The organism is Halococcus sp. PRR34, assembly GCF_028617175.1.
Lineage (GTDB): Archaea > Halobacteriota > Halobacteria > Halobacteriales > Halococcaceae > Halococcus > Halococcus salifodinae.
This window is the reverse complement of record NZ_JAQJDA010000001.1, coordinates 579821-606117: the sequence shown is the minus strand read 5'-3', so window position 1 is coordinate 606117 and position 26297 is coordinate 579821. Positions and strand designations below refer to the sequence as shown.

The following is a 26297-nucleotide window of genomic DNA, read 5'->3' as shown; positions in this document are numbered from 1 at the left end:
TCATGGACATCAAACACCCAGCACACGAACTCGACCGCGGCGTTCCGTCGCGGGCAACGATCGGCACCGACGACTACGAGATCGACGAGGACGGCTACCTCTCGATCGACGACGAAACCACCGCCGTCCAGGCGATGGATCGACTCGCCGCCACCTACGGCGTCGCCTACACCGACGACGGCGAGATCGAGGGCGAGAGCGCGCCCGAAACCCCGGACGCGAGTGGTGAGGACACCACCGAGGACGAGGGCGAACCCGACGATGGCGACGACTCCACCGGAAGCGAGGGGGGTGAGTCACTCTCCCAGGACGAGCTCCAGGCGCTCGACCGCGACGACCTTCGCGAGAAGTGTCGGGAGAACGACGCCGTCGACGTCGACGCGATCAACCTCAACCAGAGCGACGAGATGGTCGCGGCGCTGCTGCGCGCCCAGACCGAGAACGTCGACAGCGACGACTCCTAACCCCCGCTTTTTCATACACGAGAGCAGCATACTCATGGCAACTGGTTACTGTACTGTCGAGGACGTCAAGCACGCCCTCCAGGAGCGCTTCGAGGGATCCCAACCCTCGACAGCCAACGCGATCTCGGCGATCGCCGGCGAGAACGACTGGCTGCGCAAGAAGACCAAACGCCACTGGTACGACCCGGACTACTCCGACGACGGTACCACCTCGACGCCCTCGATCGACCCGCCGACCGAGCCGATCACGGTCGGTGGCGAGACGTGCGACATTCCCTCCAGTCCCCATGCGCCGCACGGCCAGATCACCCACCACGAGGAGCGACGGTACCCGAAAACCCAGCGCGGGTACTACGTTCGCGTGCGGCTGGATCGCCGCCACGCCCAGGGGATCGACTCGCTGCTGGTGCGCGAGGGATCGGACTTCGAGGACTGGGTGGCCGACCCCGACAAGACCGAGGGCCGCGGTGACGACTACTACCTCGACGTCGATCCACACACCGGCCGGTCGGCGGTCTGGATCGACGCGCGCTCGATCGCCCCGGCGCTCGATTACGAGGGTGCGGTCGTGGCCTCCTACACCTACGGCGAGCCAGTCGACAGCTTCGAGACCGACGGGTTCCCGATCTCGCGGGCGGTCGCGATGCGGGCCGGTGCGGAGTTGGTGATCCCCCAGGACAGCAACGTCCAGGTCCCCGACTCGGGCAACCTGACGAGTGTCAAGACGAAAGCCGAAGAGCTGCGCGAGGACGCCGATCGCCTGCTCAAGCCCTACAAAGCGACCTCGGTGGCATAGATGGAACTCAAAACACCACACCGTCTCAGAAAGGGCCGCGGCCCCTGTGGCGGGGCACTCTGGGGACGTCTCCCCGAGAGATCCGCCACTGGACGAACCGATGGTTGCCGTGACCATCACTCTTCCGCCCCATAATGGAGTTGTCAAGCGACTTCGAGAGCCAGCTCCGCGAGAGCGTCATGGACGGCGTCCAGGAGCAGCTCGAAGACGACCTCGCCGAGCAGGCGGCCGAGGCGGCCCACGATCGGCTGCGCGAGGTGGCCAGCCGCAACGATTACGACGTCGAGAACGTCATCGAGTCGCTTGAGGGTCCGGACGTCGTCCGCGACGGCGACACGATCACCGTCGGGTTTCGCTGGACGCACGAGGCCGCCGCCCTCTTTGGGTACGGCACCGATGATCACTGGGTCGAGGGCAACCCCACGCTCGCGTTCACCTGGGAGGGTGGTCCCGGTGGGCCCGGACAGGTTTACTTCTCGTCCGGCCACGAGGTCTCGGGGATCGAGGAGTCGCGGTTCGCTCGCCACGGTGTCGAGTGGCTCGGTCGCCAGTTGGAGGGTCGCTGATGGCACCCGACTTTACGAACTTCCTTCTCGGCATTTTATACAACGAGTGGGGCACCGGGGAGACCTCGCCGCCGTCGAACGTCGTGTTCATCAACCGACGGAACACGACGCGGATGAGCCAGAACGAACCCGACGCCGCGGCGAACCTCTCGGCACATAACGCGATCGGCGTCGGGGCCGGGCCCACGACCGACAACGAGGCGACGGGCTTCGATTTCGACTATCGCTACGACGGCGGCGCGGACGTCCGGATCCGCGGGAAGCTCGCCTCAGAGGGTGGTCACATCGCCGACGACGAGGAGTGGTCGGCACTCTGTGGCGAAGCGAGGCGGATCATCAACTCCCACCGCCGACACCCGATTACGCGGCCGGGGATCGGCGGTGCCTACACGCTCATGATTCGAAACGAGAACGACCTCTCGCAGAACTACCAGGAACAGTATCACCTCAACTTCGACGTCATGTTCGACGGGATCGAGGTGTTGCCCTGATGCCGGTCGTTACGCTCAAGCAGGGCGATACGACGCCGGAGTTCGAGCAAGAACTCGAACTCGATCGAGAGCTGACCGGCGACGAGTCGATCCGGTTCTACATGGAGCACGAGGAGTCGGGCACGCTCGTCGTCAACCAGCCCGTTACGGAGGTCAAAGAGTCGCAGAACCAGGTGGTCTACGACTTCCAGGAGGGCGACACGTCGCGGCTGGATATGCACCACGCCGAGATCGTCATCACCTGGCCCGACGGCGAGGTTCAGACGCTGCCGAACGATCAGAACTTCGAGGTCGAGATTGTCGAGCCAGTCAACCGTGATGTGCCGCCCGAGCAGCTCGACCGGCCCGACATCAATGTGGGCGTCGTCGACGCCGACCAGATCACCGCTCCCACGCTCCAGGCGGTCGAGACGCTGACTGGATCGGTTACCGGTGACCAGACGATCTCGTCGCTGGTCGGTGAGAATCTCTCCGTCGAGAACGGTGCGCTGACTGCGGTCGATACTGACACAAACACCGAACGGACTGACGAGGAGATCGAAGACGTCGTTGGAGCACTCCTCGCCGGGTCCGGGGCGACTACAATCAGTTATGATGACCAGGCCGGGACGCTGACGATTTCGTCGACCGATACTGACACCGATACGCAGCTCACCGACGAGCAAGTCCGAGACATCGTCGGTGCGTTCGTCACCGGTGGCGGTGCGACGACCGTCGCCTACGACGACGCGGATAACACGCTCACGATCTCCTCGACAGACACCAACACCCAACGATCGAACGAAGAGATCCAGGATGTCGTCGGCGCGTTGCTTACGGCGTCGGGGGCGGCCTCGATCGACTACGATGACCAGGCCGGGTCGCTGACGATTAACGCGACCGATACAAACACCCAACTCGATCCTGGCCATCACAACCCGACCTACGACAGCGACGAGGATGGCACGATCGACGCCGATGTCGATAACACCAACACGACGACGGATGCTCTCACAGTCGGCACGAGTGCGGAGCTCCCGATGGACGCACGCACGGACGAAACCGCGAACCGCTCGTCCTCGTCGTGGTACCAGAACACGACCGGCAAACCTCTCCTCGTCGAAGTAACGACGTCTAATACGTCCGGCGGACGCTCGGCATTAGCTCTCCACGTCAACGACACGGAGTCTGACAACCGGATCGGTGCGGACTCGGATGTTGGCGACGGCGCGGATACGACGTACGCCACCGTCTCGACGATCGTCCCACCGTCACAGCACTACAAGATCTCCGGCACCGGGATCGGCAAGTGGTCTGAGACGACGATCGGTTGATTGGCGGTATAGCCCATACAGGCACCACCACGGGAGTCGGACGCAGGATCGTGACCACATGACGCGGGCCAACCCACATTTTTCAATGTGGGGTTGAATTAGAATACATGAGTCAGCAGTTGGCATTCACATTGCTCGAGCTGATTGCTCTCGCTCTCCCAGCAATTGGAATCTATCTGCAAGTTCTTTCTCGAGTGCAAGGGATTGACCCAAACTCTGACCAGCCAATGTCAAGCGAAGAGCCATTGGCTTTCTCACTTACACGGAAGAGTCTACGGCCGCTAGTGATATCCGGCGTTTTGCTGATTTTCTATCTTATCGCTCTTCAGCCCCCGGTGTTATTCCCAGACTGGCAGGGATTGGTCAGTCCATTGCTGTCCATACTGCAATATCTATCCATGATCCTCATTGCCTTCTCCCTGCTCCTGATCGGCGCTTCTGTAGGGCTGGAGACGAGTGTGAAGCGAGTGGTCCCCAACAAAGAGTCAGGTGTGTATAGAGAATACTTCTCATACGTTAAACACTCCGTCCAAACAAAACGGAATATCGCACGAGAGATCTGGGCAAATATCCGTGGCGACGACACTCCAAAAAAGATACAGGAGGATTTCGATGATTTTGCCTGGCCCCCGCGAAAAGATGAAGAACAATGCGAAGTCGACAACGATCGTGCAGAACGAATAGTTGAACGCGGTTGGGCAGAGGGACCAGTCCCTGATTCAGAGGGTAGAAAAACCACTCTCAAAGCCACAGAACTTGGCAAATATATTCGCGGCCAATATGCTGAGACATGGGATTCAGTGGATGGCGCAGAACATCCGCTTAATACCGATCCGATGGAATACGTAACTGGACTAGAAGACGAATTTAAAGAAAAAGACGGAGAATTAAAGACGTCTGAGTAGCCAAAGACGAAACCATTCATCTAAATATAAATACTGTGGGCAGGGGGAGATAGCGGCCGACATGACCCGAGCGCGGCGCTCGGTGACGGTCGCACGCCGAACACGAACTACCGATACAACAACAGCGAGACACATCAATGGGACACGAAAAGATCGCATACGTTTACGAACCCAGTTACAACAGTGCGCCCGGGACGGACCCGACGTACCTCACGCCGGGGGCGGACGTCACCCCCGAGAACATCACCGTCGAGAACGCCGCCCAGCGCATCCGCGTTCCTGGACAGGCCGACCCCTACGAGGTGATCTACAACAACTTCGAGGGGCAGATGAGTATCAGCGGTACGATGACCGCGGGCAACCTCGACTGGCTGCGCGCGGTCACCGGTGCGTCGACCTCGCCGTACGCATTTCAGATCGGCCAGCCCGCGAGCACGCGGTGGTACATCAGCTGCGATCCGGCCCGCGGCACTGCTGAACGCGAGCTGATGGGTGCGGTCATCCCACAGGCGTCGATCACGATCGAGCAGGATAACGAGATCACGTTCGACCTCACAGTGCTGTACGGCGACGAGTCGTTCAACTCCACCCTCACCAACGGCAGCGTAATCCAGCCGACCGGCGACACGCTGGTCTTCCACGGCGCGGAGGTGTCGATCCCGACGTCGACGACCAAACGCCTCCCGCAGAGCGTCACGCTGCAACTCAACTCGCAGGCGCGACTCCTCCGCGGGTTCAGCCGCCACCCGGCGGCCGCCCAGATGGGGGCCCACGAGAGCCAGGTCGAGTTCGGTGCGATCTACGACAAAGAGACCGGAAACACGAGCCTCGCGTACGGTGACAGTAGCGCGACCGCGCCGACGACGTCGCCGAACGCCGCGTCGGCCGAGGTGACGATCGCCGACTCCGGCGGGTCGAATGTCGTCACCGCCTCGTTGGGCGGGATCGGTGCGGACTCTTACGACTGGCAGAACGCCGGGAACCCGAACGAGGACATGCTCGAAAACGGCACGTTCTTCGTTTCGAGCCCGTCGATCGCCGTCAACACGGCCTAACGGTTCTGGCCGCCCGCTCGCGCCGACCCAGTAGGTACTCCCATATCATGCCACTCGACAACACCACCAAGCGATACGATCTTCGCGAGGAGCGCGATCGCCTCGACGAGAAGCTCGACGAGCTCGCCGCACAGTCGGTCGAACTCGAGGAGCGCTTCGCCGACCTCCAGGGCCGGGCCGCCGCCAGCGATGACGAGGAGCCCGACGATGCCCTCCAGCGCGAGCTCGGTCAGCTCATGCAGGATCGTGAGAGCCACCAAGGCGAGATCGGGCGTGCGAATCGCCAGTACAACGGCGTGCTGTGGGCGCTCGATCGCTACGGCAGCGACCAGGTCATGACCGACGGCGGCGAAGCCGAGGACGACGTCGACGAGGACAAGCAGGAGATCTACGACGAGATGACTGACGACGTCGACGAGGAGTCCCCGACCGACGGGGCTGGTGCCGACGCCCCCGACCAGCGCCCGCAGGAGGGGTCGAGCGGGGCGCAGTCGGCCAACGGGCCTACGCAATCCGCGGATAGCGCGACTGCCAGCGCCGACCAGCAGGTCGTACAGGGCGGCCAGCCGGCCACCACCGGCACCAGCGAGGACGTCACGATCACACTCGGCGGACTCACGGCGGGCGAGCACGCTCGCGTGACCGACCGCGCCGGCGACGCGCAGGCCGAGAAGTCCCAGACCGTCGTCGGCGCTGGTCAACAGGGCGGCTCGGTCGAGGGTGCATCGCGCGTGTTCTACTGCGCGGCGGGGCTCGTCGACGCACCGTTCTTCGAGCGCGGTGCGGACTTCGAGAGCAAATGCGAGGCGGTGCGAGAGGTCCACCCGGGGCTCATGATCTGGATCGAGTCCCGGATTGACGACGTCAACACACCCTCCGAAGACCTGGGAAACGGGTGGGGGAGGCGCTTGGACCGCGCTCGCAACAGTCACACGAGCGACAAGGCGACTTCGCCGCCCGCTTCGAAGCGCTCAAGCTCGAACTGATGGCGTACGGGCACGACCCGCGGGAGGTTGCTGAGTACCCCGCGCGGACGTTGCTACTGTTCGACATGCACCTCCCGACACTCCAGGCGAAGCGCTCGGCGTTTTACGATCCGACGAGCGGCGACTGACCGACACAACTCTTCATGACAGACTTCTCAACCGCGACCTCGTTAGACGTCTTTGTCAACGAGCAGTCGCTACGCTCGGCACAGGACACGCTCGAATCGGCGTTCGATGGGATCACTGTCGACGTCGACGCGAGTGCACCGAGTCCTGGCGGCGGCGCACCCTCGCCGGGCGGGACGGGTGGCTTCTCGTTCGTCGGCGATCGCGGCGGTGGCGGGCTCGATCGCGGCACACAGCGGACGCTCGGACGGACGGCCTCGCGGCTCGGGACGCTCACCCAGTTCGCCGACGAGAGTCAGGGCCTCGACATCTATCGGAACGAGCTGCTGGAGGACATCCTCGAAGCCGTTCGCAAAGGGAACATGGGCGGCGGTGGCGGAATGTTGCCGCTGCTGCCGCTGGCCGGAGCGCTCGGCGCACGACCACGGCTGCCGACGCCGGACGTTCGGATGCCCGACATGCCCCGACCGCGGATGCCGGACTTCCCACGGCCACGGGGCGGCCTGCCGACGCTCGCGGACATGCGGGCCCGCGTGCCGTCGCCGACCGACGTCCGCAACCGGCTGCCGTCGCTGGACGATGTCCGCCGACGAATCCCTACCCCGGACGTCGACGTCCCACGCCCCGAGATCGACGCGCCACGGATACCGAGCCCGACGGACTTCGATCTCCCCCGGCCGCGGTGGGTCGACGAGATCGAGCTCCCGCGTCCGGGCTGGCTGCGCGAGATCGACGTTCCCCGACCGGGGTGGTTCCGGGACTTCGAGATCCCGCGGCCTGGGTGGATCTCCGAACTCGACGTGCCGCGGGCCGGGTGGCTCCGCGAGCTCGAAGTTCCGAATCCGGGATGGCTCGATCCCGACACGCTCCGCGTGAAAGCGTCGTCAGCGGTCGAGCGGTTCACCGGTGCGCTTGATGACTTCCGAACTGCGTCGCCGATCAAAAACCTCGCCAGCGCCCTCGATGACTTTGCCGCTGGCGGTGGTCCCGCACGCTATCGGTCGGGCGCGATGGGATCGGGCCTCGGCGCTCTCCCACGCACTGGTCGGGGTGGGCTCCCCTCCGCCCGCGGCCTCGCCCGCGGTGCTGGTCGTGGCCTCCGGCGTGCTGGCGGCCGCGTCATGGGCGCGCTCCGGAACCCGAAGGCGCTCGCGAAGGGTGCTGGCAAGGTCGGAGCGGGAGCTCTCGGCGTGCTGGACGTCGGGATGGTCGCCTCGCAGTACATCGGCGGATCGAACCGTAAGCAGTCGGGTGCGATCGGTCGCCTGCTCGGTGGGGCTGCCGGTGGCTTCGCCGGAATGAAGGCCGGTGCGGCAACGGGTGCGGCGGCCGGATCGGTGATCCCCGGTGCCGGCACCGCGGGCGGCGCGATCGTCGGCGGCGCGGTCGGTGGGATCGCCGGCGCGACCGGTGGCGACATCATCGGCGGCGGGATCGCGAAGAAGATCCACGACGCCGTCGGTGGGATCCAGTGGCCGGACGCGCCGAAGTGGCTCCAGCGCCTCGACCGGCGTGTCAACCGCGCCTTTTCAGACGTCCTCTCCGGCGACTTCAAGCTGAAAGCGCCGGGCTGGCTTCGCAACCTGAACCTCGGCGTCCCGAACTGGCTCCAGGGAGTCAACCTGACGACGCCGCGGTGGCTCCGGACTCTGGACCTGGGCGTTCCGGGCTGGCTTCGCGGGATCAACCTCCGGACGCCGAAGTTCCTGCGCAACCTGAACCTCGGCGTCCCCGGGTTTCTGAAAGGCGGGATCGGCTTCAAGGTCCCCGGGTTCATGCGCGGAGGGCTCGATCTGTCGGTCCCCCGCTTCATGCGCGGTGGGTTGGACCTCGCCGTTCCGCGGTTCATGCGAGGCGGCCTCGACATCAGCGTGCCGCGATTCATGCGAGGCGGCCTGAATCTGAACATCCCGCGCTTCCTCCGCGGTGGCCTCGACATCAACGTCCCGCGATTCATGAGGGGTGGCCTGAACATCAGCGTCCCGCCGGCGTTCCGCGGTGGCCTGAATGTGAAGGTCCCTCGACCGTTCCGCGGTGGCCTCGACATCAACACGAAGGGACTCGGCAACGCACTCAACGGGATCTAATCACACATGGCACCACTCCAAGGCGTGATCCTCGAAGCAGGTGGGAAACGGTTCGCGATGAAGGCAGAGGCCGAGATCACCTCGGGCGTCCGCACCGGGTTTATCCTCGACGGCAGCGGGTCGACCTGGACGTCGATCTTCTCGTCGATCCTCAACAGCTTCCCCGGCGTCGATGTCGGAATGCGCGAGGGGATCCACCTCGACCTCGGCGGCGGTGAGTCGATGGTCGAGATCGAGGCCCAGAGCTTCATGGGATCGGATATGGCGTGGGGCGGCGTCTCGGGTGCCAGTCCACTCACCCAGATGAGTGTCCTCCAGCAAACGCTTCGGGACACGCAGATCGACTCGTTCCGTCCCGCCACCCTCGAATGGGGCGAGTTCTCCGGCCCCGGCCAGTTCTCACCGATGAACGTCGTGGTGGAGTCCCCGCGGATCACGTACAACACCGACACGCCAGGGATCATCGACGTCAGCATGATCGCGCTCGAAACGGCGACGTTTGACGCGGATGCGTTCGCCGACGCCGTAACCAGGGTGGGATAGCGCATGGTCAAACTCCTCTACAACCTCTCGATCCCGACCGACGCGCTGGTCTCGACCGGGTCGCAGATCACCACCCAGATCGCCGAACAGGGCTCGGTCGGCGAGAGTGGCGAGGGTGGCTCGGCGATCCCCGTCGCCAACCAGCCCGGCGAGGAGTCCCTCCAGGGAGCGTTCCGCGATCCCCAGCTCGGCGGCGTCATGGGCCAGGAGGTCGAGGAACTGTTCGACGCCGGCGGGATCGAATACGTCCCACTGACTGCGCTCGAGGACGGTGAGGACGGGCCGAACGCTGGGTACTACGCGCTCAAGGATACCTCTCGGAACCGCGTTCACCCGAACACCGACGCGATCCAGGCGTTCGATGGGACGGCGACGAAAGCGGGCACCGCGAAAACTCACGTCCGGGCGATCCACGCCGCCCCGACCGACGTCGACACGATCGGCACGTCGGACTACACCAACGCCGATCCGCCCGCTCGCACGGAGCTGGTGTGTCTGCCACCGGACGCGCGCCGACCGCGGTGGTTCGATCCCGTCGCCGGCGTCGTCGAGAACGCCGAACCGCTGAACGAGTGGCAGTACCCGCCGGCCCGCGGCGAGTTCGTGAACTTCCGGTGGTACGACCTCGCCGACGCGTCCTTCTACGATCCGGCCGCCGACGCCCCGGCGCTGCCGACACTCGTCTACGAATACGACTACGCCCGCGAGTACCGGATGGACGTCAAAGTCTGGGACACCGCCCCCGACTACGTCGGCTCCGCGAAGGTAGTCGAGGGCGATCTCGAACCCGGCTCGACAGTCGGCGGCCCCGACGCGATCGTGGGCGAGGCGGTCATCGGCGAGTCAGTCCGCGAAGACAACGCGAAAGTCTCGACCGCCTGGCAGCACGTCTTCCGCACGGGGCACGATTTCAGTACCGACGGCGACTGCGTGATCGACAACGGCGTCCTCCGGCTGTGGCTCGACGATGACGTCGGGCAGATCGCCGCGCAGCGCTCGAGTGGCCACTTCGACGCGTGGGCCGGCCAGGGACTCCGCGGATCTGACTGGGCGCTGCGGGACTTCGATCTCAGCCACATCGGACTCGCTCGCGTCGACGCACAGATCACCTGGCAACACGGCAAGACCGGTGAGCAGTACCGGACCGACCTCTCACTGCCGAGAGGGTACGACAAGGCGATCTGGACCGTGCCACAGAACGAGGACAGTGGCGCGCCGGCCGACCTCCGCCAGAAGCTCGCACCGGTCGCGAAGTGGGGTGGCGTCTCGGTCCGGACGCCGCACGCCTCGGCCGGGCTGGTCGCACGGGAGGACCTCCGCAAATGAGCGGTGCTGCCGGTGGATCGTCCGCTCGCGTTCCTGCCACCGGCTGGTTCGTGGAGGTCGACTATATCCCTGATGACGAGCCCGACGCGGAACCGTACACTCACAGGCCGACGGTGATGGACGAGCCCGCACCGCAGCGCAACCCCGTTGCGAACGACTTTCCGACAGTTCAGATCCCGGTGCGGAAGAACGCGAAGTGGTCGGACGAGCGCCTCGAAGACGCGCCGATGCGGGTGTGGAAGGACGGCGAGCGCCAGGAGGTTGACACGCTCCAGGCCGTCGAGCAGACCGAGCGCGCCACCGTCCTCCGTGGTCGCGGCGGCCAAGAGCTCGATCGGCGCTACCAAGGAGAGATCACCCAGCAGCAGACCACGGACTTCGTCGAAAACGTCGTCGCGGACATCACGGGCTACGAGCCCCATGTCGACGAGCCGCCCACGACCCGCGAGGACGACGTCGACCTCTATCAGGCCACCCGCGACGGCGACTTCGAGAGTCGCCTCTCGATCGACCCGACGGATCCTGTCGTCGTCGAGGACGGCGCGGTCAAACTCCGCCAGACCTGCTATCCGCAGGACGGCATCGACGGTGTCCGCAACTTCGGCTCAGCGGGCGTCGCCCCGGCGGTGGCTACCGACGACCGATACAATAGTGGCTTTGCTATCATTTTCGATGACGACGGCGAAACGCTGCGCTTTGAGTTTGAGACCGAACACGACATCCCCGCGAAACACGTTGGGCTCAAGGTCCGATCGCGGTGCCCCGACAGTACGTCGGTCGCGGTCAACTGGAACGGGTCGCTGCTCGCCCGCGTTGGCAACCCTGACGATCTCGACTGGGACGAGCTCGGCGAGCGATTTGAGGCGATCGCGAGCGGGCCGATCCGCGCCGGCGAACGCAACGAGCTGGAGTTTGTCGCCGAGTCGTCGCTTGGCGACTACCGCCTCGACGTGGTTGCACTGTACGATCGGCGGTATAGCTACTCGTGGCCGAATCCTGGCGGCGGGAATAACGGCGGGGCGCTCTCGGGGCCGGAGCTGTACCCCGACGTGCACAACGTCCGGTTCGACGAGTTTCTGCCACCGCGGGCAGTCGTCGGCGGTCGGTTGGACGTCTCGACGCGCGGCGGTGTCGGGCGGATCGGTCTCTCGAACACCCAACGCGAAGACTACGGGATCGTCACCGACGACACTATCTACGAGGTTGATTTCGCCGACCCCGGGCCATCGCTCGCCCCGCTCGTCACGCTCGGTCGGTACGGCGATGATCCAGACCGAGACACGATCCCCACGCAGGGCTACCGGGGCCAACACCTCACGAGCATGACGCTCACCGCCGACCTCGAAGATGTGCCGCTCGTCGTCAACCAGTCCTTCGACGGCCAGCTCGTCGACATACTCTCGTCGGTCGCCGAGAACACCAACGCGATCTTCGAGTACCGTCGCGAGGGTGACGTCGAATCGGTCGAGTGGACCCAACCCGGCCAGCGAACGGTCGGCCGGACGCCCGACGTGAGTGACTTCTCGACAGTCAAATCCACCGCGAAGCGCGTCGAGAAAGCAGCCGTCTACGGCGGGAACCGCGACATCACGAACGAGTATCGATTCTTGCCAGACCTCGGTAGCCCGATCAACCTCAAACACGACCGGATCAAACAGGGGACGGTACGGGTTGTCGGGGCCGCATCGGGGATCGAGATGACTCGCGGCGACGACTACACGGTGCGTCACGACGACGGCGAGATCGTGCCCCAGTCCGATGGACGGATGGACGGCGGTGACGGGTTCGACATCAGCTACACGTTCGAAACCTACGGCGAGTACACGCTCCCAGGCGTTGACGATCCGGTCGAGACCGTCGAAGAAGCGACGGGGCTCGTCAGCGACTTCGCCTGCCAGCAGGCCGCCCGCGCCATCGTCGACGAGCTCGACGAGCCGATTCACCGTGGGACGGTGACGGTCTCGGGCGACGAGCACGGTTTCTCGATCGTCGACGCACTCGCCGGGGCCGATCTCCCCGGCAACGTCGGCAGCGGGATCGGCGGGATCCAGGTGAAAGAGGTCGAGCACGAACCCGGCGAGGCACGGCTGCGGATCGGGTCGCGTCGGTCAGTGAACGAGATTGTGACCGACCTCGAACGGAACGTCTCGGCGGTCGCGCGAGAGGTCTGACCCTCGCGCGCGGGCGGTGGTGTGCGGCCCGCAGGCGGCCGTAGTGCCGTCGCGGCCCCACGAAATCCGCGGATTGCACGACCTCAGCGACGACACAGCGGCCGCTCCGGGCGGCAGTGAGGTGTTTTCAGACAGACATGGCACACAGAATCCTTCTCAACAGCGGCGACGACATCAGCGAGGACGAGCTCCGCACCGTGTTCGCGGCCCTCGAACGCGGGCCGATCGAGCAGGACGCGCTCGACGTCCAGCATTTCGACGCTGATGATACGATCGACACAACGCCCGCGCTCGTTCGCATCCCGAACGACAACCAGCAAATACCGCTGTTCGTCGACGGAATCGTGGGCTACGAGCTCGAGCCCAACAGCATCAACCAGGTCTGGCTGGAAGTCGATCCGAGCGCCGCGACCGACCACGAGGCCGTCGGGCTGGCCCACAACACGACGGGCGTCGCGCCCTCCAACCCACACCTGCTCGTCGCAGAGGTCGACACCAATCAATCAGGGAGCGATGCGGTCACGCTTCTAAACCGAGGGTCTGCGCCCATCCTCGACGGCGAGGACATCAACCCGCGGACCATCGGTGCAGAGACGCCGCTGCTATCCGCTGCCGCTGAGAGCGCGGAGATCGAGTCGCTGACGGCCGACACGGCGGACATCCGATCGGCTGCTATCGAGAGTGCGAACGCCGAGTCTGTCACAGGCAACGTCATCGGCACGCCCGGTGGCCGGACGAACGATGTCTGGCAGCTCGACACATCGATCAACGACTTCGGGGAAGCAGTGAACGAAGTCGACGAGCAGGCCTCTCCCGGCGATCGAATCGAGGTCCCGCCGGTCTATTATGACTGTGATACGACCGCCGAGATCGCGACCAACAATGTCGCACTTGTCGGCACCGGCAATGTCACCGGTCACCGGCTCTACTCCGGTGCCCGGCCGCACGTCTTCAAAACGACGGACACGCTAATGCTGCGCGTCACCGGGAACGCCTGCTCGGTCAAGGGTATCGGCTTCGACAGCGACATGGATGATTCGACGCCCGCGATCGACATGCTTGCGGCGCGGCCGGAGATCACCGAGTGCTCGGTCAAGTCGATGGGCGATCACAACATCCGACTGTATCAGACTCAAAGCAACAACCTCAACAACGCTCTCATCGATCGCGTGACGACGAACTACGCCGATGGCGATGGTGTCCATATCAACGCGGCAAGCGATGTGAACACTCGGAATACGAACGCTATCCGCGTCACACTCAACGAGTCGACAGGATGCCAGGGGTGGGGCATCAACGAAAGTACCTACGCGCTCGGGAACCGCTACACGATCCAGAACTACACGGAACCCAACGACGGCATCTGTGACGGCGGGATTCGGATCACAGCCCCCTACTCGTATGGCCGGCTTGATTACTGGGAAGGAACCGGCGACCAATCGGTCGGGATCAGCTTTGATACCGGTGTTGCAGTCGGCGAGATCGTCGAGAGTGGTGCTGAATATGGCCGGTTTTTCGAGTTCAATGACTCGGACCCCTCGAACATCGCCTATCAGTACGTCTACCCTGGGCAGCCAACCGTATTCAGCCCGCAAGGGTACGGAGTAAATTACTCGCGTGGGAAAACGTCGAACGACCTCGGCGACAATAGCACGTTGAATACGTACTCCATCGGCAGCGACGCGCGGACGATGAACACCCACTACCAGCACGATCTGGTGGGGACCTCTGCCGAGGGGGTGCTCAACATCGGCTCAAGTCTCCAGGGCGGCGGGATGTTTCTCGTCACCGGGCGAGCCGGTGGATCGTACTTTGCCGACTTGCTATTGGGGGTGTACGGGAACGTCTCTGTCGTCAGTTCGGAGGAACGCCAGTCGCCGTCGAATCGGTCGTACACACTCTCCAGTGGCGTGCTCTCGCTCACGATGAGTAGCGGCACGTACGACGTGTTCGCCAGGTCGCTCACGTCGAGCTTGCCCAGCTAACCAACTGTTTTCTGAGACCACATACCCATGACAGACAGAGTCCACATCCTCAACGAGGACACGCTCGACGAAGACCTACTCGCCGAGGCGTTCGGCCGAACTGGCATCAGCGATTACGTCGAGCGCGATCTCGACATCCGCCAAGACGACGTCGACTTTTCCAATGCGGTCGTTGACATCCCGCCGGGCAAGGCGTACGTCCTCGACAACGGCCGCGACTCGATGCTCTTGCCGGACGCTCGTCCAGGCGTGTCGCTCGCGACCGACGGGATCAACCACATCTATATCTACTATGATCTCTCACAGCCCGAGGGCGAGCGGATCGGGTATCACGTCGACAGCGACCAGACCCCGCCACCATACCCTCACTTGCGGATCGCGGCGATCGACATGGCTGCACAAGACGTTTCACGGCCGAATCACACCGCCCCGATCTACCGCCGCGACGCCGAGACCTACAAGGGCAATGACATCGATCCCGACGGCGACGGCGTGGTGCTCAGGGCCGAAGAGGCGGGCGTCGCCGACAGTGCGAACGCCGTCGATGGTGAGGATGTTGTTGGAGCGGTCCCCGACGCGGATGCACTCGGTGTGGCAGCTGACACCGCAGATATTCAAGCGCCGACAGATGTCCGCCTGAACCCGCTCGAAAACATCGGGCGGTTGGATGTCGGCACCGAGCACAACGGCAGTCGGTACGGTTGGCGACTTAAATCAGACGGCGACGAGGGGGCTGGCAAGTCGCTCCTCGTGCCGATATTCGGTGGTTCGGAAGACCCCGGCAATGCGATCGAATACAACAACTCGGCGCTCTTTTCGAGGAAAGGGTATATCCTCCACGCCGGCACCTACGTCGAAGGCGAGCTCGACATCGGCGTGAACGATGGGCTGTACGTCCAGGTTCCAGGCGGCGACCAAGTATGGATCGTGCCCAAGATCAACGAAGAGTACCAGAGACGGAACAAGATAAACTACAGCAATGGGAACTGGACGTTCGAAGCGCCGATCAAATACAATGATGATTTAGTCCTGGATGAGAGCGACGAGTCCTCGCTCGACGTCAACTCCGCGGACACTGCCGGCTCCGCAACCACGGCCGGAACGGCTAGCGTCGCCGAGACTCTCTCAAAAAAGGAGAAGGCCAGGATACTGCGGCGGTCGCCGAACTTCCACACCGGGCAAGTCCGCCTCGATCCCAGCCAACGCGTGAACTTCGGTCCGTTCGCGATGGGTGGATCGAATCTCGAAATCTGGAAATGGGGTGTCATGAGCGGCGATGGATCGAACGCCGACCAGCTCCGGCTGCGACTGCGAGACGCCGACGGCAACCAGTACGACGCCACCAACAGCGCACTCACCCAGGGCAATCCCTCGAATCTCGATCCGATCGAAACCGTGACCAGCTCGCAGGCGAACAGTCGATTCATATTCCAACTCTTCAACGGCACTGGCGAGACGCGCACTGTCTCGGGGTTTGCGGGCTACCTACTGGGGTGATCGTCGATGGTTAACTATCTCGCCCACGAGAACGGCGCGTTTGTCGTCGAAAACGGCGCGTTCGTTACGGAGGCGTCATACGACAGTGGTGGCGGTGGCGACGGTGGCGACGGTGGTGGGTCCGGTCCTGGCGGCTCGCCACAGACCACGCCGACCCAGCCGCCAGCCGATCGCGCTGCGCAGGCTGGTCTGACGATCAACACAACGACGACCGTCACGAGCACCAGCCAGATCAACGGCGACGCGAATACGCTACACATCATCGACGGCAACAGCCAGGACCCCTTTACCTGGGATGGGCCGATGGATCTCGGGTCGATCGACGACACCGCGATCTGCGGGATCAACGGCGCGTCGATCTCGCTGCCTGCTGGCTTCCGCGACCGGATGATTACCGTCTCAGGCGGGTCTGGCTTCCTTTGGTCAGGGGTGGACATCGACCAGACTGCCAGCGGTGCGTGGGGGCGATTCAACATCAATACCTCCACGAACGGGATCATCGAGTTCGTCAGAACGATCGGGAAGGGGCGGCGTGCCAACCCCGACCCGTCGGAAGAACCATACGGCGCGACGACCGGCGCAACGATCTCGATCCCGGCCGGCAGCTCGTCGGGGACGAACCATATCCGAAACGTGGAGTTTATCCACGGCGGCGTATTCGCAAATCAACACTTCGGCGACCGGCCGATCGGGATCTTCCTCGCCGGGGGCCACAGTGGGACGCTCCGGATCGAGCGGAGTGTCTTCGAGGAGTTTCCGAACAACGGCCTGTACGCCACCAACACCACTGGCGAGGTCATCGTCGCCGATACGCGTATTTGGAATAACGGCGTCACAAACGGCCGGATCGCCCGCGGCGAGTTCATCAACTGTGTGAGCGGCTTTGATTACACCGACACCGGCATGATGAACGCGAACAACCCAGGCCACGCTGTACGCGGGTTCTCGGTCGAAGACAAGGGCAAGGGGACGGACGTCGACATCACGAACTGCACTGTCCGGCTGGTGAACGTTGCCAACGCAGGTGGCGGGATCGTCACCGACGACTTCGGCGACGGCGCGGGAACGTTCGACCAGGTCACAGGCACCGATGTCCATATCTACAACGCCCAGGACGTGCCGGACGTCAGAATCGAGGAAGGCAGCATCAACGCAATCACTGACTGTACCTTTGAAGGGACAGCCGATTCAGGCGTGTCGGTCCAAAATAACGGACCGAGTGTGACGGTCTCGAACAACAGCTTCGATTACCCCGCCGGACGGCAGCGCTACGCTGGCCCGATCGACTGACGCAGCGGGCGGTGTGCGGCCGCGAGCGGACGTCTGAGCAGTAGCGGGCCTACGCAATCCGCGGATTGAACGATCTCGAAGGGTGCGTGCGCCCGCCAGCGCCGGCTCTGACGGCCGGTGGTGCTGGTTCTCCGGTACGGTCGCAGGGCGCTCTCGGCGGTTCTGGGAGTGTCGATCATACCAGGTGCGCGACGATCAGCGACAGCCATAGCGATCGCGAGAAAAGCGGCGGTCGTGGTGGTTGTCGGCGGGCCTACCCTGAACTATCGACGAGGTAGAGTGCGCCGAAGGCTGCGAGGATCGCCACAAACGGCGCGTACGCGATGAAATAGATCCCAGAGCCGACGCGGATCATCGACTGGAAAGACAGCAACACGGCCAGCGCCCCCATCTGGCGGATGAACGCATAGTCGTGGCTACCCCCTCGCCCGTGGCCGTCGGTGCGGATCGGAGCCGCGGTCTCGGGCGGGAGCACGCGCCTGACGAGTGAGGCGGCCGACAACACCCCACCATAGATGGCGAGCGCGGCGGGGACGAAAACGGGACCGAGTCCGATCAACATTGCCTGCGGCCACATCGACGGATCGCCCCAGAGCGACTCATCGGCCTTCTTCTCCATATAGTCCGAGAGCGGGAAGAACGTGTCTTTGAATCCAGCGACCATCGCGTCAGTCCCCCAGACGGCACCGACCGCAAGATAGGCCACCGCGACAACTGCGAGGCCAGTGGCGATGAATCGGAACAACCAGCGCTCGTCGCTTCGGACGGTCGTGCGAGCACGCCACCGCCGCCAAACGACGACCGGGATCGCAAGTACCGAAAACTGCGTGAGGAGTCCCGCGACAGCCACCGCGCCACCCGCGACTGCCGGGCGAGTGGCGATCAGTGCAATGAGGATGCCGACGTTCGCGAACTGACGCGGGTTGATCTGATAGCCCGGCAGCGCCAGGCACATCGCGAGAAACAAAAGAGCTGCAAGTCGACCGACGCGAGCGTACCCCTCGCGGTCGCAGAGCACGACAATCAGGACGGCCGTGGCAAGGTTCGCGAACGCGATCGCGATGAGAAACACTGAGACGTAGGCGTCGGTCGCGGCCACGATAAGGTTGAGAACCTGGAAGAGTGGCGGCTTGTTATCCCAGACGGTGGCGTAGAGCGCCGCGCCGCCGAACACCTCGCTCGCGAGCGGTTGCCAGACCTCGCGCGCGTCGTAAAATAGCGAGTCGCCGCCGATCGTCAGTTGGAGGTGTTGGATGATCGCACCAACGAACGAGAGAGTCGCGAGACCGGCAACAAACCGCGCCGAGAGCGCCTTTCGCGCCTGGAGGAACGTCTCGCGGAATGACATCAGTCACCACCGACGGCCGAGTGGCCGGCGTCAAGCGCCGCCCGGACGCCGGGGTAATACCCATCAAAACGCTGCTCGGCCATCGACTGCGGAACGCGCTCGCGTGGCTCGACGCCCCCAAAGGCAACGATATCGATCCCCGCCGCGACAGACTGCTTCGCGGCCGCGGGATGAGGTGCGACGACCAGCGTTTCGCCACCGCCGCTGGAGCTCTGGAAGCGAACGCACCAGAACCAGTGCGGGAGGGTCATAGACTTTGTATTACGTGTTGGTTGGAAAATCGTTCCGATCGGATTATGGGCCGCGAATTACGTTCATGTCGCTGCGCATGTGGCCCTGGCTCGGTCCTGCGGTGTCCAGGACTTCAGGCACGATGATCGTCAGCCGCGCGATCTGCTCGACGACGTCCATCGTCGATCCCACACGGGCGGCGACGACGTACTCCTCAGCACCGAGGGTAGGGTGGCGCACCTGCTCGACCCGACAGGCGCGGCAGAACACGCTGCCGACCGTCCAGACACTCTCGTCGGAGTGGCGGTAGACAAGCGTCGCGATCTCGTCGCCCTCTGCGAGCTCGCGCGAGCAGGACGCCTTGGTGCATCTGGCGGTGCCACGGACGCCGAGCACCGTCCCGCGGACGGCCTGCTTCGCGGCATGGGCCGTCATCGGTCGACCCCCCGCTCGCGTGCGGAACACGGGATGCAGACCTCTTCGCCGATGTCGACCGACCCCTGGAGGAGTCGATCGCCGCACTCGCGGCACGTCGCTCGGCGCTCGTCGCCCCGCCAGTCCGTCGTGGTCGGATAGTCGCCCATCAGACGTCGACCTCCTCGACCGTGCCGTCCGGGTGGTAGCGCGTGACCGGCCCCGCGTAGTCGTGATCGTGGGCCTCGATCGGCGCGCCCCACGGCAGTTCGCGCTCGCACTCGGGGCAGTAGACCAGCTCGTCCTCGTCGATCGATCGGCCGATCTCGTCGCGGCCCTCCGGCGTCGCCATGAGGCTCTCGACGGCGATCTCAGGAGTCATAGTTCGTCCACTCCCGACGCCTCGCCGCCGCCCATGTCCGGGGCCTCGGTACGCGCCGGGCGCTCGATCCCGTGATCGTCGATGATGGTGTCTGGGTCGTCGTCATCGTCGTCGTCGCCGCCGACGTCGTACTTCTCGCCGAGCTCGCACAGTAGGCAACCGTTGCGGTCCTGCTCGGGGTGGAAGAGGTGGCCGCACTCGCGTTTCTCGGCGATCGGCTCGACAGCCGAATCCTCCTCGGTCTCGTCAGTCGCGTCCGCGAGCGTCACCTGCGTGCTGCCGTCAGACTCGCTTCGCTCGACTGACGAGGATCGGTTCGCGGCGCTCACCTCACCGCCGTCGGTCGCCACGCCAACACCGCGATCGACACCCTCGCCGACGTCGGGCGTGACCTCTCGTGCGGGGCGACCGTCGACCAGCACCGCCCACACCGTCCACTCGCCGGTCGAGGTCCCGTGGATGCAGGTCTGGCAGGGGAGCGTGTCGCCGGTCGGCCCCTCGCAGCCCTCGTAGCCGTCCGCGCAGCCGTAGTGGTCCGACGCTCGGACCACGGCGGCGGTGAACTCGGTGCGGACACCCTCGGTGAAGGCGGCGTGGAGCGCCGCGCGAATGAGGTGTTTGCACCGCGCGTCGCGGTACTCGTGGTCGGGACAGGTGCAGTGGACGTTCCGGAGATCGACGCCGTAGGTCCCGCCGTCGTGGCGGACCTCGTAGGTCCCGGGCCCGAGCGAGAGGACGTCCATGTCCTCGACGAGTGCGCGAACGTAGCGGTCGTGATCGATGCCGTGGGTCGTTGCGGCACTTTCTTGTGCCGCGGTGTCGGATTTGCTCATTGCCGGTTTGCTCCGGCACCGGTCGGGTGCTTGAACACCCGGCCATCCTCTCACGAGAACAGCCATCCAGTGCCTACTCTACGCTTGAAGCGGTGCCCTATTAAGTCTTTCGTACCTGTTAAGCTATATACTCGGAGCGGTCGGAAAGCAAAAGTAGTAGCAATACCTATGAAGCGCACGGTGACAGTATGACCGCAATGGCACTTCGGATCGACGAGCGGATGGCAGCGGTACTCGACGCTTTCGCCGAGCACGGCGACATGACGACTGGGATGTTGGTCGACGAGACCGGTATGACGAGACCCACGCTCAAATCCCGGCTTGACCAGCTCGCCGCCGCCGAGTGTATCGAATACAAACACGAGAACACTGCGCTGTGGACGTTGATCGAGGACCCTCGTGACGATGGTTGATAGCTCTCCGGGAGAAACCTCACAGTAGCTGGACTGGTCGGGCCGCCGAACACTTTTACCATCATATTGCGTAGCATAGCACATGAGCAACGAGTGGAACGATCCGCCAGGTGTGAACCCCAACGGATCGGTCGCGAGCTCAGATGACAGCACCCGCGACCGCGCGCCCGAACGCCGCCGTCTCCGCGGCCCCTTCGCCGGCCTCCGCCGGCTCATCTGGTGGGTGTTCTGGCTCGGATTGATCGCCGCGGCTGTGGTGGGGGCGACAGCCTACGCCAGACCAACCTCTCCGCTCTCGGGCGCGATCCAGCTCATGCTTGGGTACGTCGTCACGATCGGTGCGACGCTCGCGACCGGGTGGGGTGCGCTCTGGCTCGTCGATAAAGCGCTTGTCTTCCTCAAACGCTGACCGATGGGGTGGTTTCTCGCAGCGCTGCGCAGCGTATTCGGACTCGTCTTCTATGCAGCAGTAATCGTAGGCCTCGCGAGCGCGATCGCCGCGATCGCGTTCCCCGGGCTTGTTCCGAACGCACTGAGATACTTCGTCGTGAGTCTGTTCGCCGCGGTGATCTCGTTGCGTCTCAACTCGATCCTGGTGTTCGGCGAAGAGGGGATGAGTGCGTTCGACCAGCGCTGACGCCTCGGCCGGTGCTTTGAGAACCTTATGTAACGTATCGCCTTACCAGCGGATCGGGTTGTTACATAAGGTTCTGCGAGAGCCGACGCGCCGACCGGTCCGTCGCAATCTTACCAAACATCAGACGACAGCGGGTGCTCAGATGTTAGGTAAGACAGCGCGAGCTGCCGAAGCGGCACTTCCGGAAGAAGTGGAAACCCACACCGTAGCTTTACCAGTGTGGAGAGACGCCGGCTACTCTCTCAAAATTCGCTGTCGTGATAATGGAATATACTATCTCACGAGACGATTTTGATTACTGGAAGTTTGTCCCTCGACGTTATCCCGCTGAGAGGGGTTGGCACAATTGCCATGCACACTGGGGTGAAAGTGAGCCTACTCGCCTGGGTCGCGGAGGTCGTTGACCTCGTCGAGTGTGCTCGCGTCGAGCTCCTCGTCGAGATAGGCGATCCCCTTCTCGGTGATCGCATAGAGGCCGTAGTCGATCTCGTCGACCAGTCCGTAGCGGTAGAGCACGCGGCACCGCTCACTCGCGTACTCTTTGGTGGTGTCCACTCTGGGGGTCTTACCCTCTTTCGAGAGGGCGAATGGTGTCAGGTTCCCCTCATCTCGGAGAACCTCCAAGAGCCGATTATCCATCGGCCTCATCCAGGGAGCGGACTGTCGCACGCTCCGATGTGTCGCACTCATGGCTATAATATTCCCGATGTGCTGACAGCTACGGGCCCCAACCACAAAACTGTGTCTACCATTCAAGCTGCTACCGGAAGGGTTCCGGTGAAAAAGTATTAGTGGCTTGGCCTCTCATGGATACTCAGCAGGCTGGTCACATGGCTCCCCGTAAAAGGGGGCCGGGGGTGTTGGACCACCCCGACCATGCCTGCGGGCCTAGCGGCCTTGATCGCATACGACGGCACGCAGACATGTACACATACGCACGCCGGTACAATAAGTCTAATCGCTTCGTTGGCGATTGTCTTATAAAACCACAAAGTCAGACGAATTGTAACGAACCACGAACGCGCCGCTCGACAGTTGGCGCACGCAGGAAAAGCGGGGTTAGGGAACAGGGCCCGCGTTTCCACCACAGAGCGCCACAGGCAAAACCAGCCGACAAGCGGGTGGTGCGGCATGAACCAGTCCGACGCGTCGGGCGTCCACGCCCGCGGCGAGGACGTCATCGATTCGGTCGCCGAAGCGGTCCGAGCTCGCCTCGACCGCAACCCTGGCGATACGACCTACTTCCGGACGGGCGTTCTCTGCCGCGAGGACGCGATCGGCGAGAGTGTTCCAGGTCAGAAGGTCACGGCCGCGCTGCGCAAGATCGCTGCGCGAGAGGGTGGCTACGACGGCGTCGTTGTCGAGCAGTCCAACCCCGACTCGAACAAGCTTCGGTGGACCGCACGCCTCGTCGACAAGCACGGCGGCGAGGCGATCATGACCGACGGCGGCGTGATCGCGCCAAATCCCGGCCAGCCGAGCGTCCCGGCCACCATGGAAGACGTCCTCGCGGACGCGCGGCCGGGCGGGTGCTCGCGAGACGTGCTGATCGAGCGCGTCGCCGAGCTCTCAGGTGCGACGATGGACGACGTCGAGGAGGTGCTTCGTGCCGAGATCGAACGCGGCGACGTCTATCGGATGGATGATGAGATCAAACTCACGCCGAGTCACGGCGTGGGGTGGGGACGATGAACCTCGAAAGTCCCGTTGGGCGGACGGACGCTCTCGATGGCGCTCGCGAGACCGTCGGCGGGCGTGACGGCAGCCACGGCGAGCCCGAGGACAACTTCGAGCGGATCGCGACGATGTGGTCGGCCTACCTCGATCGCGAGATCGAGCCCCACGAGGTTGCAGACATGATGGTTGCGCTCAAGCTCTGTCGGATCGCGTCGGGCCACCCCGACCCCGACCACCACGTCGACATCTGCGGGTACGGAACGCTCGGTGCGCACCTCGCGGATCGGGAGAGTGAGTCGTCATGAACGCTCGCCAGCACGTCCACCCCCAGGACGCGGTGACGTTCCTCGCCGCGCTGCTCGCGTGGTTCGCGATGCACGCCGGCGAGCCGATGGCGGCTGGGATCATGATCGGCGCGGCGGTTATCGGGGCGGTGCTCTCGATCTGCCGAGTGGTGGTGATCGACCCATGAGCGTCGATCAACCCAATCTCGAATCGGTCGTCGACGAGCATCGCGAGACGATCGAACTCGTCGCATCGGGCGACGACGAAGTCGCCCGAATGGCCCAGAACATCCTCGACGAGGCGGAGGGCGATGATGGGTGAGTCAGTTGCCGGCTGCCTCACGGAGGAACGGGTAACGGTCGAACAGGTCGCCGAGCTCGGCGAGCGCTTCGGCACGGTCGCCCGACGCGGCCGCCGTGACCTCCCGGACCGCTGCGTTCTGCTCACGGACGGTTTCGAGTCCCGACTGGCTCATTGCCTGTCCGCAGAACACACAGCTCGGCTCCTCGCGCGGCGTTTGGCGGCCGCACCGAGGACATTCGAGCGGGGCGGTCGGCTCGGACTCGTCGGCCGAGACATCTACCCCGTGTGCGCGTGCGACCTCGCGATCGGCCGCCTCGCCGAAGACCGAGATGTAGCGAGCGGCGGCCTTCGATCCGCGCGTCCACCCGTGATGATCTTCGAGGTGGGGCTGGGAGACACCCTCGCTGGCGAGGTGGGACGCGCTCGACTTGCGGAAGTTCGTTGGCGTGACTGGCTTGTCGACGTCGGCACGGATCGCGAGGGTCCCGAGGACGTCACGGACTCGGTTGTTCGAGATTTGCTCGTCGGAACCGAGCCGCGACCACAGCGGGACATCCGATCCAGTCGCCGATTGGACATCGAGCCAGCGGTTGACGTGCGGGACCGAGGGAACGAGGACGGGCGATCGTTGCCCGTTCTTCCCGTTGAGCGTGACGCGCAACCCATAGTCGTGATCGGTGATGTCGCCGCGGGTGAGCGCGAACAGCTCGCCAGCGCGCGGTCCGAGATCGAATGCGAGGGCTGCGAGAGCGGCGTCTCGGAAGTTCTGTGCGGCGTCGATCATCGGCCGGACGTCGTCCTCCCAGTGGAGCATTTCGGAGGGGGTCGGCGAGGGATCGTAGGTATCGGGATAGGTGGTCGGGATCCACGAGAGCGAGCGGGGTTTGTCCTCGCCCGGCGGCACCTGGTCGTCGGAGCTGGCGTGCTCGCCGAACATCCGCAGCGCCATCCGGTAGCCGCGATTGGTCTCGGGGTTGTCGTAGGTCTGGTTGACCCACGAGACGAGTTGCTCGGCGGCGTCGCGATCTTCGAGTGCGCGGTCGAGTGTGCACCCGTCGCTGACGGTCTCGGCGATCTTCACGAGGCGCATCAGGTGGAACTCGTGACGCTCGTCGCTGTATTCGGCGTTTCCGAGCACGAAGATGCGATCCGAGAGTCGGCGGATGGCGTCGGCGTCGCGATCGCCGATGTCGTCGCTCTCGCCGAGTCGTTCACGCAGGCGGTCGACCGCGTCGGCCGGGTCCTTCGTCATACTACCCCTGTTTATCCGTGGGCATCTAAAGGTCAGGTATGGAGCCCACCCCGGGCATTCTTCGGCGACGTGAAGCTCTCCGAGCTACTGCTGGCGGAGCTACTGCTGGCGGAGCTACTGCATCGCGATCGAAGCACCGCGGTACGTCGTCTCTGGGTACCGCGTGCATCTCATCGGGAGATGGCTCCACGACCCACCGCGAGAGCAGTCCCCGGCGACGAACGGTCCATAGCCAACGTGCGAACAGTCGATCGATCGTCCGCGTACGAGGGGACAGTGTGCTTCCATCGACCCACCGGGGTGCAGCGCGTATCGAACGTCGACGAAAACACTATGTCGTAGCTGGTGGATAGCACGGATATGTCCGGCATATCGGGCATGGTTTCAGACGAACCCTCGTGGGGTTGAAGCCAGAAGGTTACTGAGGTCATGGCAGAAGGTGACAGGTTTCAGACGAACCCTCGTGGGGTTGAAGCTTCGTGAAAGACTTCCGCCGATATTGCCGCTGTTGGTTTCAGACGAACCCTCGTGGGGTTGAAGCGCCGTATATCTCGACTTCACACGCACCGTCAGTAGTTTCAGACGAACCCTCGTGGGGTTGAAGCCTGAGTCTCGTCGCGCGTCGGTATCAGGAATGGGTTTCAGACGAACCCTCGTGGGGTTGAAGCCATCCCCATCACCGGAGACTGGATTGCCATGTCAGAGTTTCAGACGAACCCTCGTGGGGTTGAAGCCTTGCTGGACCGCATACCCCCCTTAGTGCTGGTTGTTTCAGACGAACCCTCGTGGGGTTGAAGCGACTGGCAGGCGCTCATCATCCTGCTCGCGCTCGAGTTTCAGACGAACCCTCGTGGGGTTGAAGCAAACTCGGCCACCGGCGCGAGAAGGACGTGCCGACGGTGTTTCAGACGAACCCTCGGG

At 63.9% G+C, this 26297-nt stretch carries 31 protein-coding genes and 1 CRISPR repeat array; of the genes, 23 read left to right on the top strand and 8 right to left on the bottom strand.

The annotated features are described in order from the left end of the window. Positions 1-2: 2 nt before the first annotated feature. From PHA81_RS03220 to PHA81_RS03145, 16 genes are all read left to right on the top strand, one after another. Positions 3-464, top strand: coding sequence for a hypothetical protein (locus PHA81_RS03220; RefSeq protein WP_273835134.1), 462 nt, complete (start codon positions 3-5; stop codon positions 462-464). Positions 465-498: 34 nt separating this feature from the next. Further along, entirely contained in the window at positions 499-1260 is a 762-nt protein-coding gene (locus PHA81_RS03215) for a hypothetical protein (protein WP_273835133.1), read from the top strand. 134 nt (positions 1261-1394) lie between these two features. Then, complete coding sequence (locus tag PHA81_RS03210; RefSeq protein WP_273835131.1) at positions 1395-1826, top strand: hypothetical protein; 432 nt, start codon at positions 1395-1397, stop codon at positions 1824-1826. Then, positions 1826-2317: a hypothetical protein gene (locus PHA81_RS03205; protein WP_273835129.1), complete on the top strand. Its 492-nt coding sequence runs from the start codon at positions 1826-1828 to the stop codon at positions 2315-2317. The genes PHA81_RS03210 and PHA81_RS03205 overlap by 1 nt, the downstream gene beginning before the upstream one ends. Continuing rightward, the gene (locus tag PHA81_RS03200) at positions 2317-3630 is read left to right on the top strand and encodes a hypothetical protein (protein ID WP_273835128.1); all 1314 of its coding nucleotides are present in this window, start codon (positions 2317-2319) and stop codon (positions 3628-3630) included. Before PHA81_RS03205 ends, PHA81_RS03200 begins: the two co-directional genes overlap by 1 nt. Before the next feature lie 107 nt (positions 3631-3737). Beyond that, the gene (locus PHA81_RS03195; protein WP_273835126.1) at positions 3738-4535 is read left to right on the top strand and encodes a hypothetical protein; all 798 of its coding nucleotides are present in this window, start codon (positions 3738-3740) and stop codon (positions 4533-4535) included. 137 nt (positions 4536-4672) lie between these two features. Next, positions 4673-5590, top strand: a complete 918-nt coding sequence (locus PHA81_RS03190) for a hypothetical protein (RefSeq protein ID WP_273835123.1) — start codon at positions 4673-4675, stop codon at positions 5588-5590. A gap of 47 nt (positions 5591-5637) precedes the next feature. Further along, complete coding sequence (locus tag PHA81_RS03185) at positions 5638-6576, top strand: hypothetical protein (RefSeq protein WP_273835121.1); 939 nt, start codon at positions 5638-5640, stop codon at positions 6574-6576. After that, positions 6576-6704, top strand: a complete 129-nt coding sequence (locus PHA81_RS03180; RefSeq protein ID WP_273835118.1) for a hypothetical protein — start codon at positions 6576-6578, stop codon at positions 6702-6704. Before PHA81_RS03185 ends, PHA81_RS03180 begins: the two co-directional genes overlap by 1 nt. A 15-nt stretch (positions 6705-6719) precedes the next feature. Further along, positions 6720-8789: a hypothetical protein gene (locus PHA81_RS03175; protein ID WP_273835116.1), complete on the top strand. Its 2070-nt coding sequence runs from the start codon at positions 6720-6722 to the stop codon at positions 8787-8789. A 6-nt stretch (positions 8790-8795) separates the two neighbouring features. Then, the gene (locus PHA81_RS03170; RefSeq protein WP_273835113.1) at positions 8796-9332 is read left to right on the top strand and encodes a hypothetical protein; all 537 of its coding nucleotides are present in this window, start codon (positions 8796-8798) and stop codon (positions 9330-9332) included. A gap of 3 nt (positions 9333-9335) precedes the next feature. Further along, positions 9336-10658 (top strand): hypothetical protein, encoded by a 1323-nt coding sequence (locus PHA81_RS03165; RefSeq protein ID WP_273835112.1) that lies wholly within the window; start codon positions 9336-9338, stop codon positions 10656-10658. Continuing rightward, positions 10655-12829 (top strand): hypothetical protein, encoded by a 2175-nt coding sequence (locus tag PHA81_RS03160; protein ID WP_273835110.1) that lies wholly within the window; start codon positions 10655-10657, stop codon positions 12827-12829. Before PHA81_RS03165 ends, PHA81_RS03160 begins: the two co-directional genes overlap by 4 nt. Positions 12830-12966: 137 nt before the next feature. Next, on the top strand, positions 12967-14814 hold the full coding sequence (locus PHA81_RS03155) for a hypothetical protein (protein WP_273835108.1): 1848 nt from the start codon (positions 12967-12969) through the stop codon (positions 14812-14814). A 27-nt stretch (positions 14815-14841) separates the two neighbouring features. Next, positions 14842-16311 carry a hypothetical protein gene (locus tag PHA81_RS03150; protein WP_273835106.1) on the top strand — a complete coding sequence of 490 codons (1470 nt, stop codon included), beginning with the start codon at positions 14842-14844 and terminating at the stop codon, positions 16309-16311. Between the two features lie 6 nt (positions 16312-16317). Then, complete coding sequence (locus PHA81_RS03145; protein ID WP_273835104.1) at positions 16318-17601, top strand: hypothetical protein; 1284 nt, start codon at positions 16318-16320, stop codon at positions 17599-17601. A 253-nt stretch (positions 17602-17854) separates the two neighbouring features. Here the strand turns inward: PHA81_RS03145 and PHA81_RS03140 are convergent, their stop codons facing one another. The 6 genes from PHA81_RS03140 to PHA81_RS03115 are packed head-to-tail and all read right to left on the bottom strand — an operon-like array spanning position 17855 to position 20809. Next, positions 17855-18949 (bottom strand): hypothetical protein, encoded by a 1095-nt coding sequence (locus tag PHA81_RS03140; protein WP_273835103.1) that lies wholly within the window; start codon positions 18947-18949, stop codon positions 17855-17857. After that, positions 18949-19200 (bottom strand): hypothetical protein, encoded by a 252-nt coding sequence (locus PHA81_RS03135; RefSeq protein ID WP_273835101.1) that lies wholly within the window; start codon positions 19198-19200, stop codon positions 18949-18951. Before PHA81_RS03135 ends, PHA81_RS03140 begins: the two co-directional genes overlap by 1 nt. A gap of 43 nt (positions 19201-19243) precedes the next feature. Further along, positions 19244-19615, bottom strand: coding sequence for a hypothetical protein (locus PHA81_RS03130; protein WP_273835099.1), 372 nt, complete (start codon positions 19613-19615; stop codon positions 19244-19246). After that, positions 19612-19764, bottom strand: a complete 153-nt coding sequence (locus tag PHA81_RS03125) for a hypothetical protein (RefSeq protein WP_273835098.1) — start codon at positions 19762-19764, stop codon at positions 19612-19614. The genes PHA81_RS03130 and PHA81_RS03125 overlap by 4 nt, the downstream gene beginning before the upstream one ends. Next, on the bottom strand, positions 19764-19976 hold the full coding sequence (locus PHA81_RS03120; RefSeq protein WP_273835096.1) for a hypothetical protein: 213 nt from the start codon (positions 19974-19976) through the stop codon (positions 19764-19766). Before PHA81_RS03120 ends, PHA81_RS03125 begins: the two co-directional genes overlap by 1 nt. Then, positions 19973-20809 (bottom strand): SWIM zinc finger family protein, encoded by an 837-nt coding sequence (locus PHA81_RS03115; protein WP_273835094.1) that lies wholly within the window; start codon positions 20807-20809, stop codon positions 19973-19975. The genes PHA81_RS03120 and PHA81_RS03115 overlap by 4 nt, the downstream gene beginning before the upstream one ends. A 197-nt stretch (positions 20810-21006) precedes the next feature. On the opposite strand from PHA81_RS03115, the gene PHA81_RS03110 reads away from it, so the two are divergent. The 3 genes from PHA81_RS03110 (at position 21007) to PHA81_RS03100 (ending at position 21859) form a co-directional block, all read left to right on the top strand. After that, complete coding sequence (locus PHA81_RS03110; RefSeq protein WP_273835092.1) at positions 21007-21222, top strand: helix-turn-helix domain-containing protein; 216 nt, start codon at positions 21007-21009, stop codon at positions 21220-21222. 82 nt (positions 21223-21304) lie between these two features. After that, positions 21305-21631: a hypothetical protein gene (locus tag PHA81_RS03105; protein WP_273835090.1), complete on the top strand. Its 327-nt coding sequence runs from the start codon at positions 21305-21307 to the stop codon at positions 21629-21631. A gap of 3 nt (positions 21632-21634) precedes the next feature. Then, on the top strand, positions 21635-21859 hold the full coding sequence (locus tag PHA81_RS03100; RefSeq protein ID WP_273835089.1) for a hypothetical protein: 225 nt from the start codon (positions 21635-21637) through the stop codon (positions 21857-21859). A 375-nt stretch (positions 21860-22234) separates the two neighbouring features. Here PHA81_RS03100 and PHA81_RS03095 read toward each other — a convergent pair whose 3' ends face one another. Further along, a complete protein-coding gene (locus PHA81_RS03095) occupies positions 22235-22498 on the bottom strand; it encodes a hypothetical protein (RefSeq protein WP_273835088.1) in 264 nt (87 codons plus the stop codon). Between the two features lie 492 nt (positions 22499-22990). Here PHA81_RS03095 and PHA81_RS03090 point away from each other — a divergent pair, with 492 nt between their 5' ends. The 4 genes from PHA81_RS03090 to PHA81_RS03075 are packed head-to-tail and all read left to right on the top strand — an operon-like array spanning position 22991 to position 24142. After that, positions 22991-23551 carry a hypothetical protein gene (locus tag PHA81_RS03090; protein WP_273835086.1) on the top strand — a complete coding sequence of 187 codons (561 nt, stop codon included), beginning with the start codon at positions 22991-22993 and terminating at the stop codon, positions 23549-23551. Then, positions 23548-23841, top strand: a complete 294-nt coding sequence (locus PHA81_RS03085) for a DUF6378 domain-containing protein (protein WP_273835083.1) — start codon at positions 23548-23550, stop codon at positions 23839-23841. The genes PHA81_RS03090 and PHA81_RS03085 overlap by 4 nt, the downstream gene beginning before the upstream one ends. After that, positions 23838-24008, top strand: a complete 171-nt coding sequence (locus PHA81_RS03080) for a hypothetical protein (RefSeq protein WP_273835082.1) — start codon at positions 23838-23840, stop codon at positions 24006-24008. The genes PHA81_RS03085 and PHA81_RS03080 overlap by 4 nt, the downstream gene beginning before the upstream one ends. Then, the gene (locus PHA81_RS03075) at positions 24005-24142 is read left to right on the top strand and encodes a hypothetical protein (RefSeq protein ID WP_273835080.1); all 138 of its coding nucleotides are present in this window, start codon (positions 24005-24007) and stop codon (positions 24140-24142) included. The genes PHA81_RS03080 and PHA81_RS03075 overlap by 4 nt, the downstream gene beginning before the upstream one ends. A gap of 1 nt (position 24143) precedes the next feature. On the opposite strand, the gene PHA81_RS03070 is transcribed toward PHA81_RS03075, so the two are convergent. Then, positions 24144-25376 carry a tyrosine-type recombinase/integrase gene (locus PHA81_RS03070; protein ID WP_273835078.1) on the bottom strand — a complete coding sequence of 411 codons (1233 nt, stop codon included), beginning with the start codon at positions 25374-25376 and terminating at the stop codon, positions 24144-24146. Between the two features lie 381 nt (positions 25377-25757). Beyond that, positions 25758-26239: a CRISPR direct-repeat array (repeat unit 30 nt; unit sequence GTTTCAGACGAACCCTCGTGGGGTTGAAGC). Between the last annotated feature and the right edge of the window lie 58 nt (positions 26240-26297).

Bases quoted from the DNA above. Each gene is read 5' to 3' on its own strand.
- PHA81_RS03220 (WP_273835134.1), top strand. From the start codon at position 3: ATGGACATCAAACACCCAGCACACGAACTCGACCGCGGCGTTCCGTCG.
- PHA81_RS03215 (WP_273835133.1), top strand. From the start codon at position 499: ATGGCAACTGGTTACTGTACTGTCGAGGACGTCAAGCACGCCCTCCAG.
- PHA81_RS03210 (WP_273835131.1), top strand. From the start codon at position 1,395: ATGGAGTTGTCAAGCGACTTCGAGAGCCAGCTCCGCGAGAGCGTCATG.
- PHA81_RS03205 (WP_273835129.1), top strand. From the start codon at position 1,826: ATGGCACCCGACTTTACGAACTTCCTTCTCGGCATTTTATACAACGAG.
- PHA81_RS03200 (WP_273835128.1), top strand. From the start codon at position 2,317: ATGCCGGTCGTTACGCTCAAGCAGGGCGATACGACGCCGGAGTTCGAG.
- PHA81_RS03195 (WP_273835126.1), top strand. From the start codon at position 3,738: ATGAGTCAGCAGTTGGCATTCACATTGCTCGAGCTGATTGCTCTCGCT.
- PHA81_RS03190 (WP_273835123.1), top strand. From the start codon at position 4,673: ATGGGACACGAAAAGATCGCATACGTTTACGAACCCAGTTACAACAGT.
- PHA81_RS03185 (WP_273835121.1), top strand. From the start codon at position 5,638: ATGCCACTCGACAACACCACCAAGCGATACGATCTTCGCGAGGAGCGC.
- PHA81_RS03180 (WP_273835118.1), top strand. From the start codon at position 6,576: ATGGCGTACGGGCACGACCCGCGGGAGGTTGCTGAGTACCCCGCGCGG.
- PHA81_RS03175 (WP_273835116.1), top strand. From the start codon at position 6,720: ATGACAGACTTCTCAACCGCGACCTCGTTAGACGTCTTTGTCAACGAG.
- PHA81_RS03170 (WP_273835113.1), top strand. From the start codon at position 8,796: ATGGCACCACTCCAAGGCGTGATCCTCGAAGCAGGTGGGAAACGGTTC.
- PHA81_RS03165 (WP_273835112.1), top strand. From the start codon at position 9,336: ATGGTCAAACTCCTCTACAACCTCTCGATCCCGACCGACGCGCTGGTC.
- PHA81_RS03160 (WP_273835110.1), top strand. From the start codon at position 10,655: ATGAGCGGTGCTGCCGGTGGATCGTCCGCTCGCGTTCCTGCCACCGGC.
- PHA81_RS03155 (WP_273835108.1), top strand. From the start codon at position 12,967: ATGGCACACAGAATCCTTCTCAACAGCGGCGACGACATCAGCGAGGAC.
- PHA81_RS03150 (WP_273835106.1), top strand. From the start codon at position 14,842: ATGACAGACAGAGTCCACATCCTCAACGAGGACACGCTCGACGAAGAC.
- PHA81_RS03145 (WP_273835104.1), top strand. From the start codon at position 16,318: ATGGTTAACTATCTCGCCCACGAGAACGGCGCGTTTGTCGTCGAAAAC.
- PHA81_RS03140 (WP_273835103.1), bottom strand. From the start codon at position 18,949: ATGTCATTCCGCGAGACGTTCCTCCAGGCGCGAAAGGCGCTCTCGGCG.
- PHA81_RS03135 (WP_273835101.1), bottom strand. From the start codon at position 19,200: ATGACCCTCCCGCACTGGTTCTGGTGCGTTCGCTTCCAGAGCTCCAGC.
- PHA81_RS03130 (WP_273835099.1), bottom strand. From the start codon at position 19,615: ATGACGGCCCATGCCGCGAAGCAGGCCGTCCGCGGGACGGTGCTCGGC.
- PHA81_RS03125 (WP_273835098.1), bottom strand. From the start codon at position 19,764: ATGGGCGACTATCCGACCACGACGGACTGGCGGGGCGACGAGCGCCGA.
- PHA81_RS03120 (WP_273835096.1), bottom strand. From the start codon at position 19,976: ATGACTCCTGAGATCGCCGTCGAGAGCCTCATGGCGACGCCGGAGGGC.
- PHA81_RS03115 (WP_273835094.1), bottom strand. From the start codon at position 20,809: ATGAGCAAATCCGACACCGCGGCACAAGAAAGTGCCGCAACGACCCAC.
- PHA81_RS03110 (WP_273835092.1), top strand. From the start codon at position 21,007: ATGGCACTTCGGATCGACGAGCGGATGGCAGCGGTACTCGACGCTTTC.
- PHA81_RS03105 (WP_273835090.1), top strand. From the start codon at position 21,305: ATGAGCAACGAGTGGAACGATCCGCCAGGTGTGAACCCCAACGGATCG.
- PHA81_RS03100 (WP_273835089.1), top strand. From the start codon at position 21,635: ATGGGGTGGTTTCTCGCAGCGCTGCGCAGCGTATTCGGACTCGTCTTC.
- PHA81_RS03095 (WP_273835088.1), bottom strand. From the start codon at position 22,498: ATGGATAATCGGCTCTTGGAGGTTCTCCGAGATGAGGGGAACCTGACA.
- PHA81_RS03090 (WP_273835086.1), top strand. From the start codon at position 22,991: ATGAACCAGTCCGACGCGTCGGGCGTCCACGCCCGCGGCGAGGACGTC.
- PHA81_RS03085 (WP_273835083.1), top strand. From the start codon at position 23,548: ATGAACCTCGAAAGTCCCGTTGGGCGGACGGACGCTCTCGATGGCGCT.
- PHA81_RS03080 (WP_273835082.1), top strand. From the start codon at position 23,838: ATGAACGCTCGCCAGCACGTCCACCCCCAGGACGCGGTGACGTTCCTC.
- PHA81_RS03075 (WP_273835080.1), top strand. From the start codon at position 24,005: ATGAGCGTCGATCAACCCAATCTCGAATCGGTCGTCGACGAGCATCGC.
- PHA81_RS03070 (WP_273835078.1), bottom strand. From the start codon at position 25,376: ATGACGAAGGACCCGGCCGACGCGGTCGACCGCCTGCGTGAACGACTC.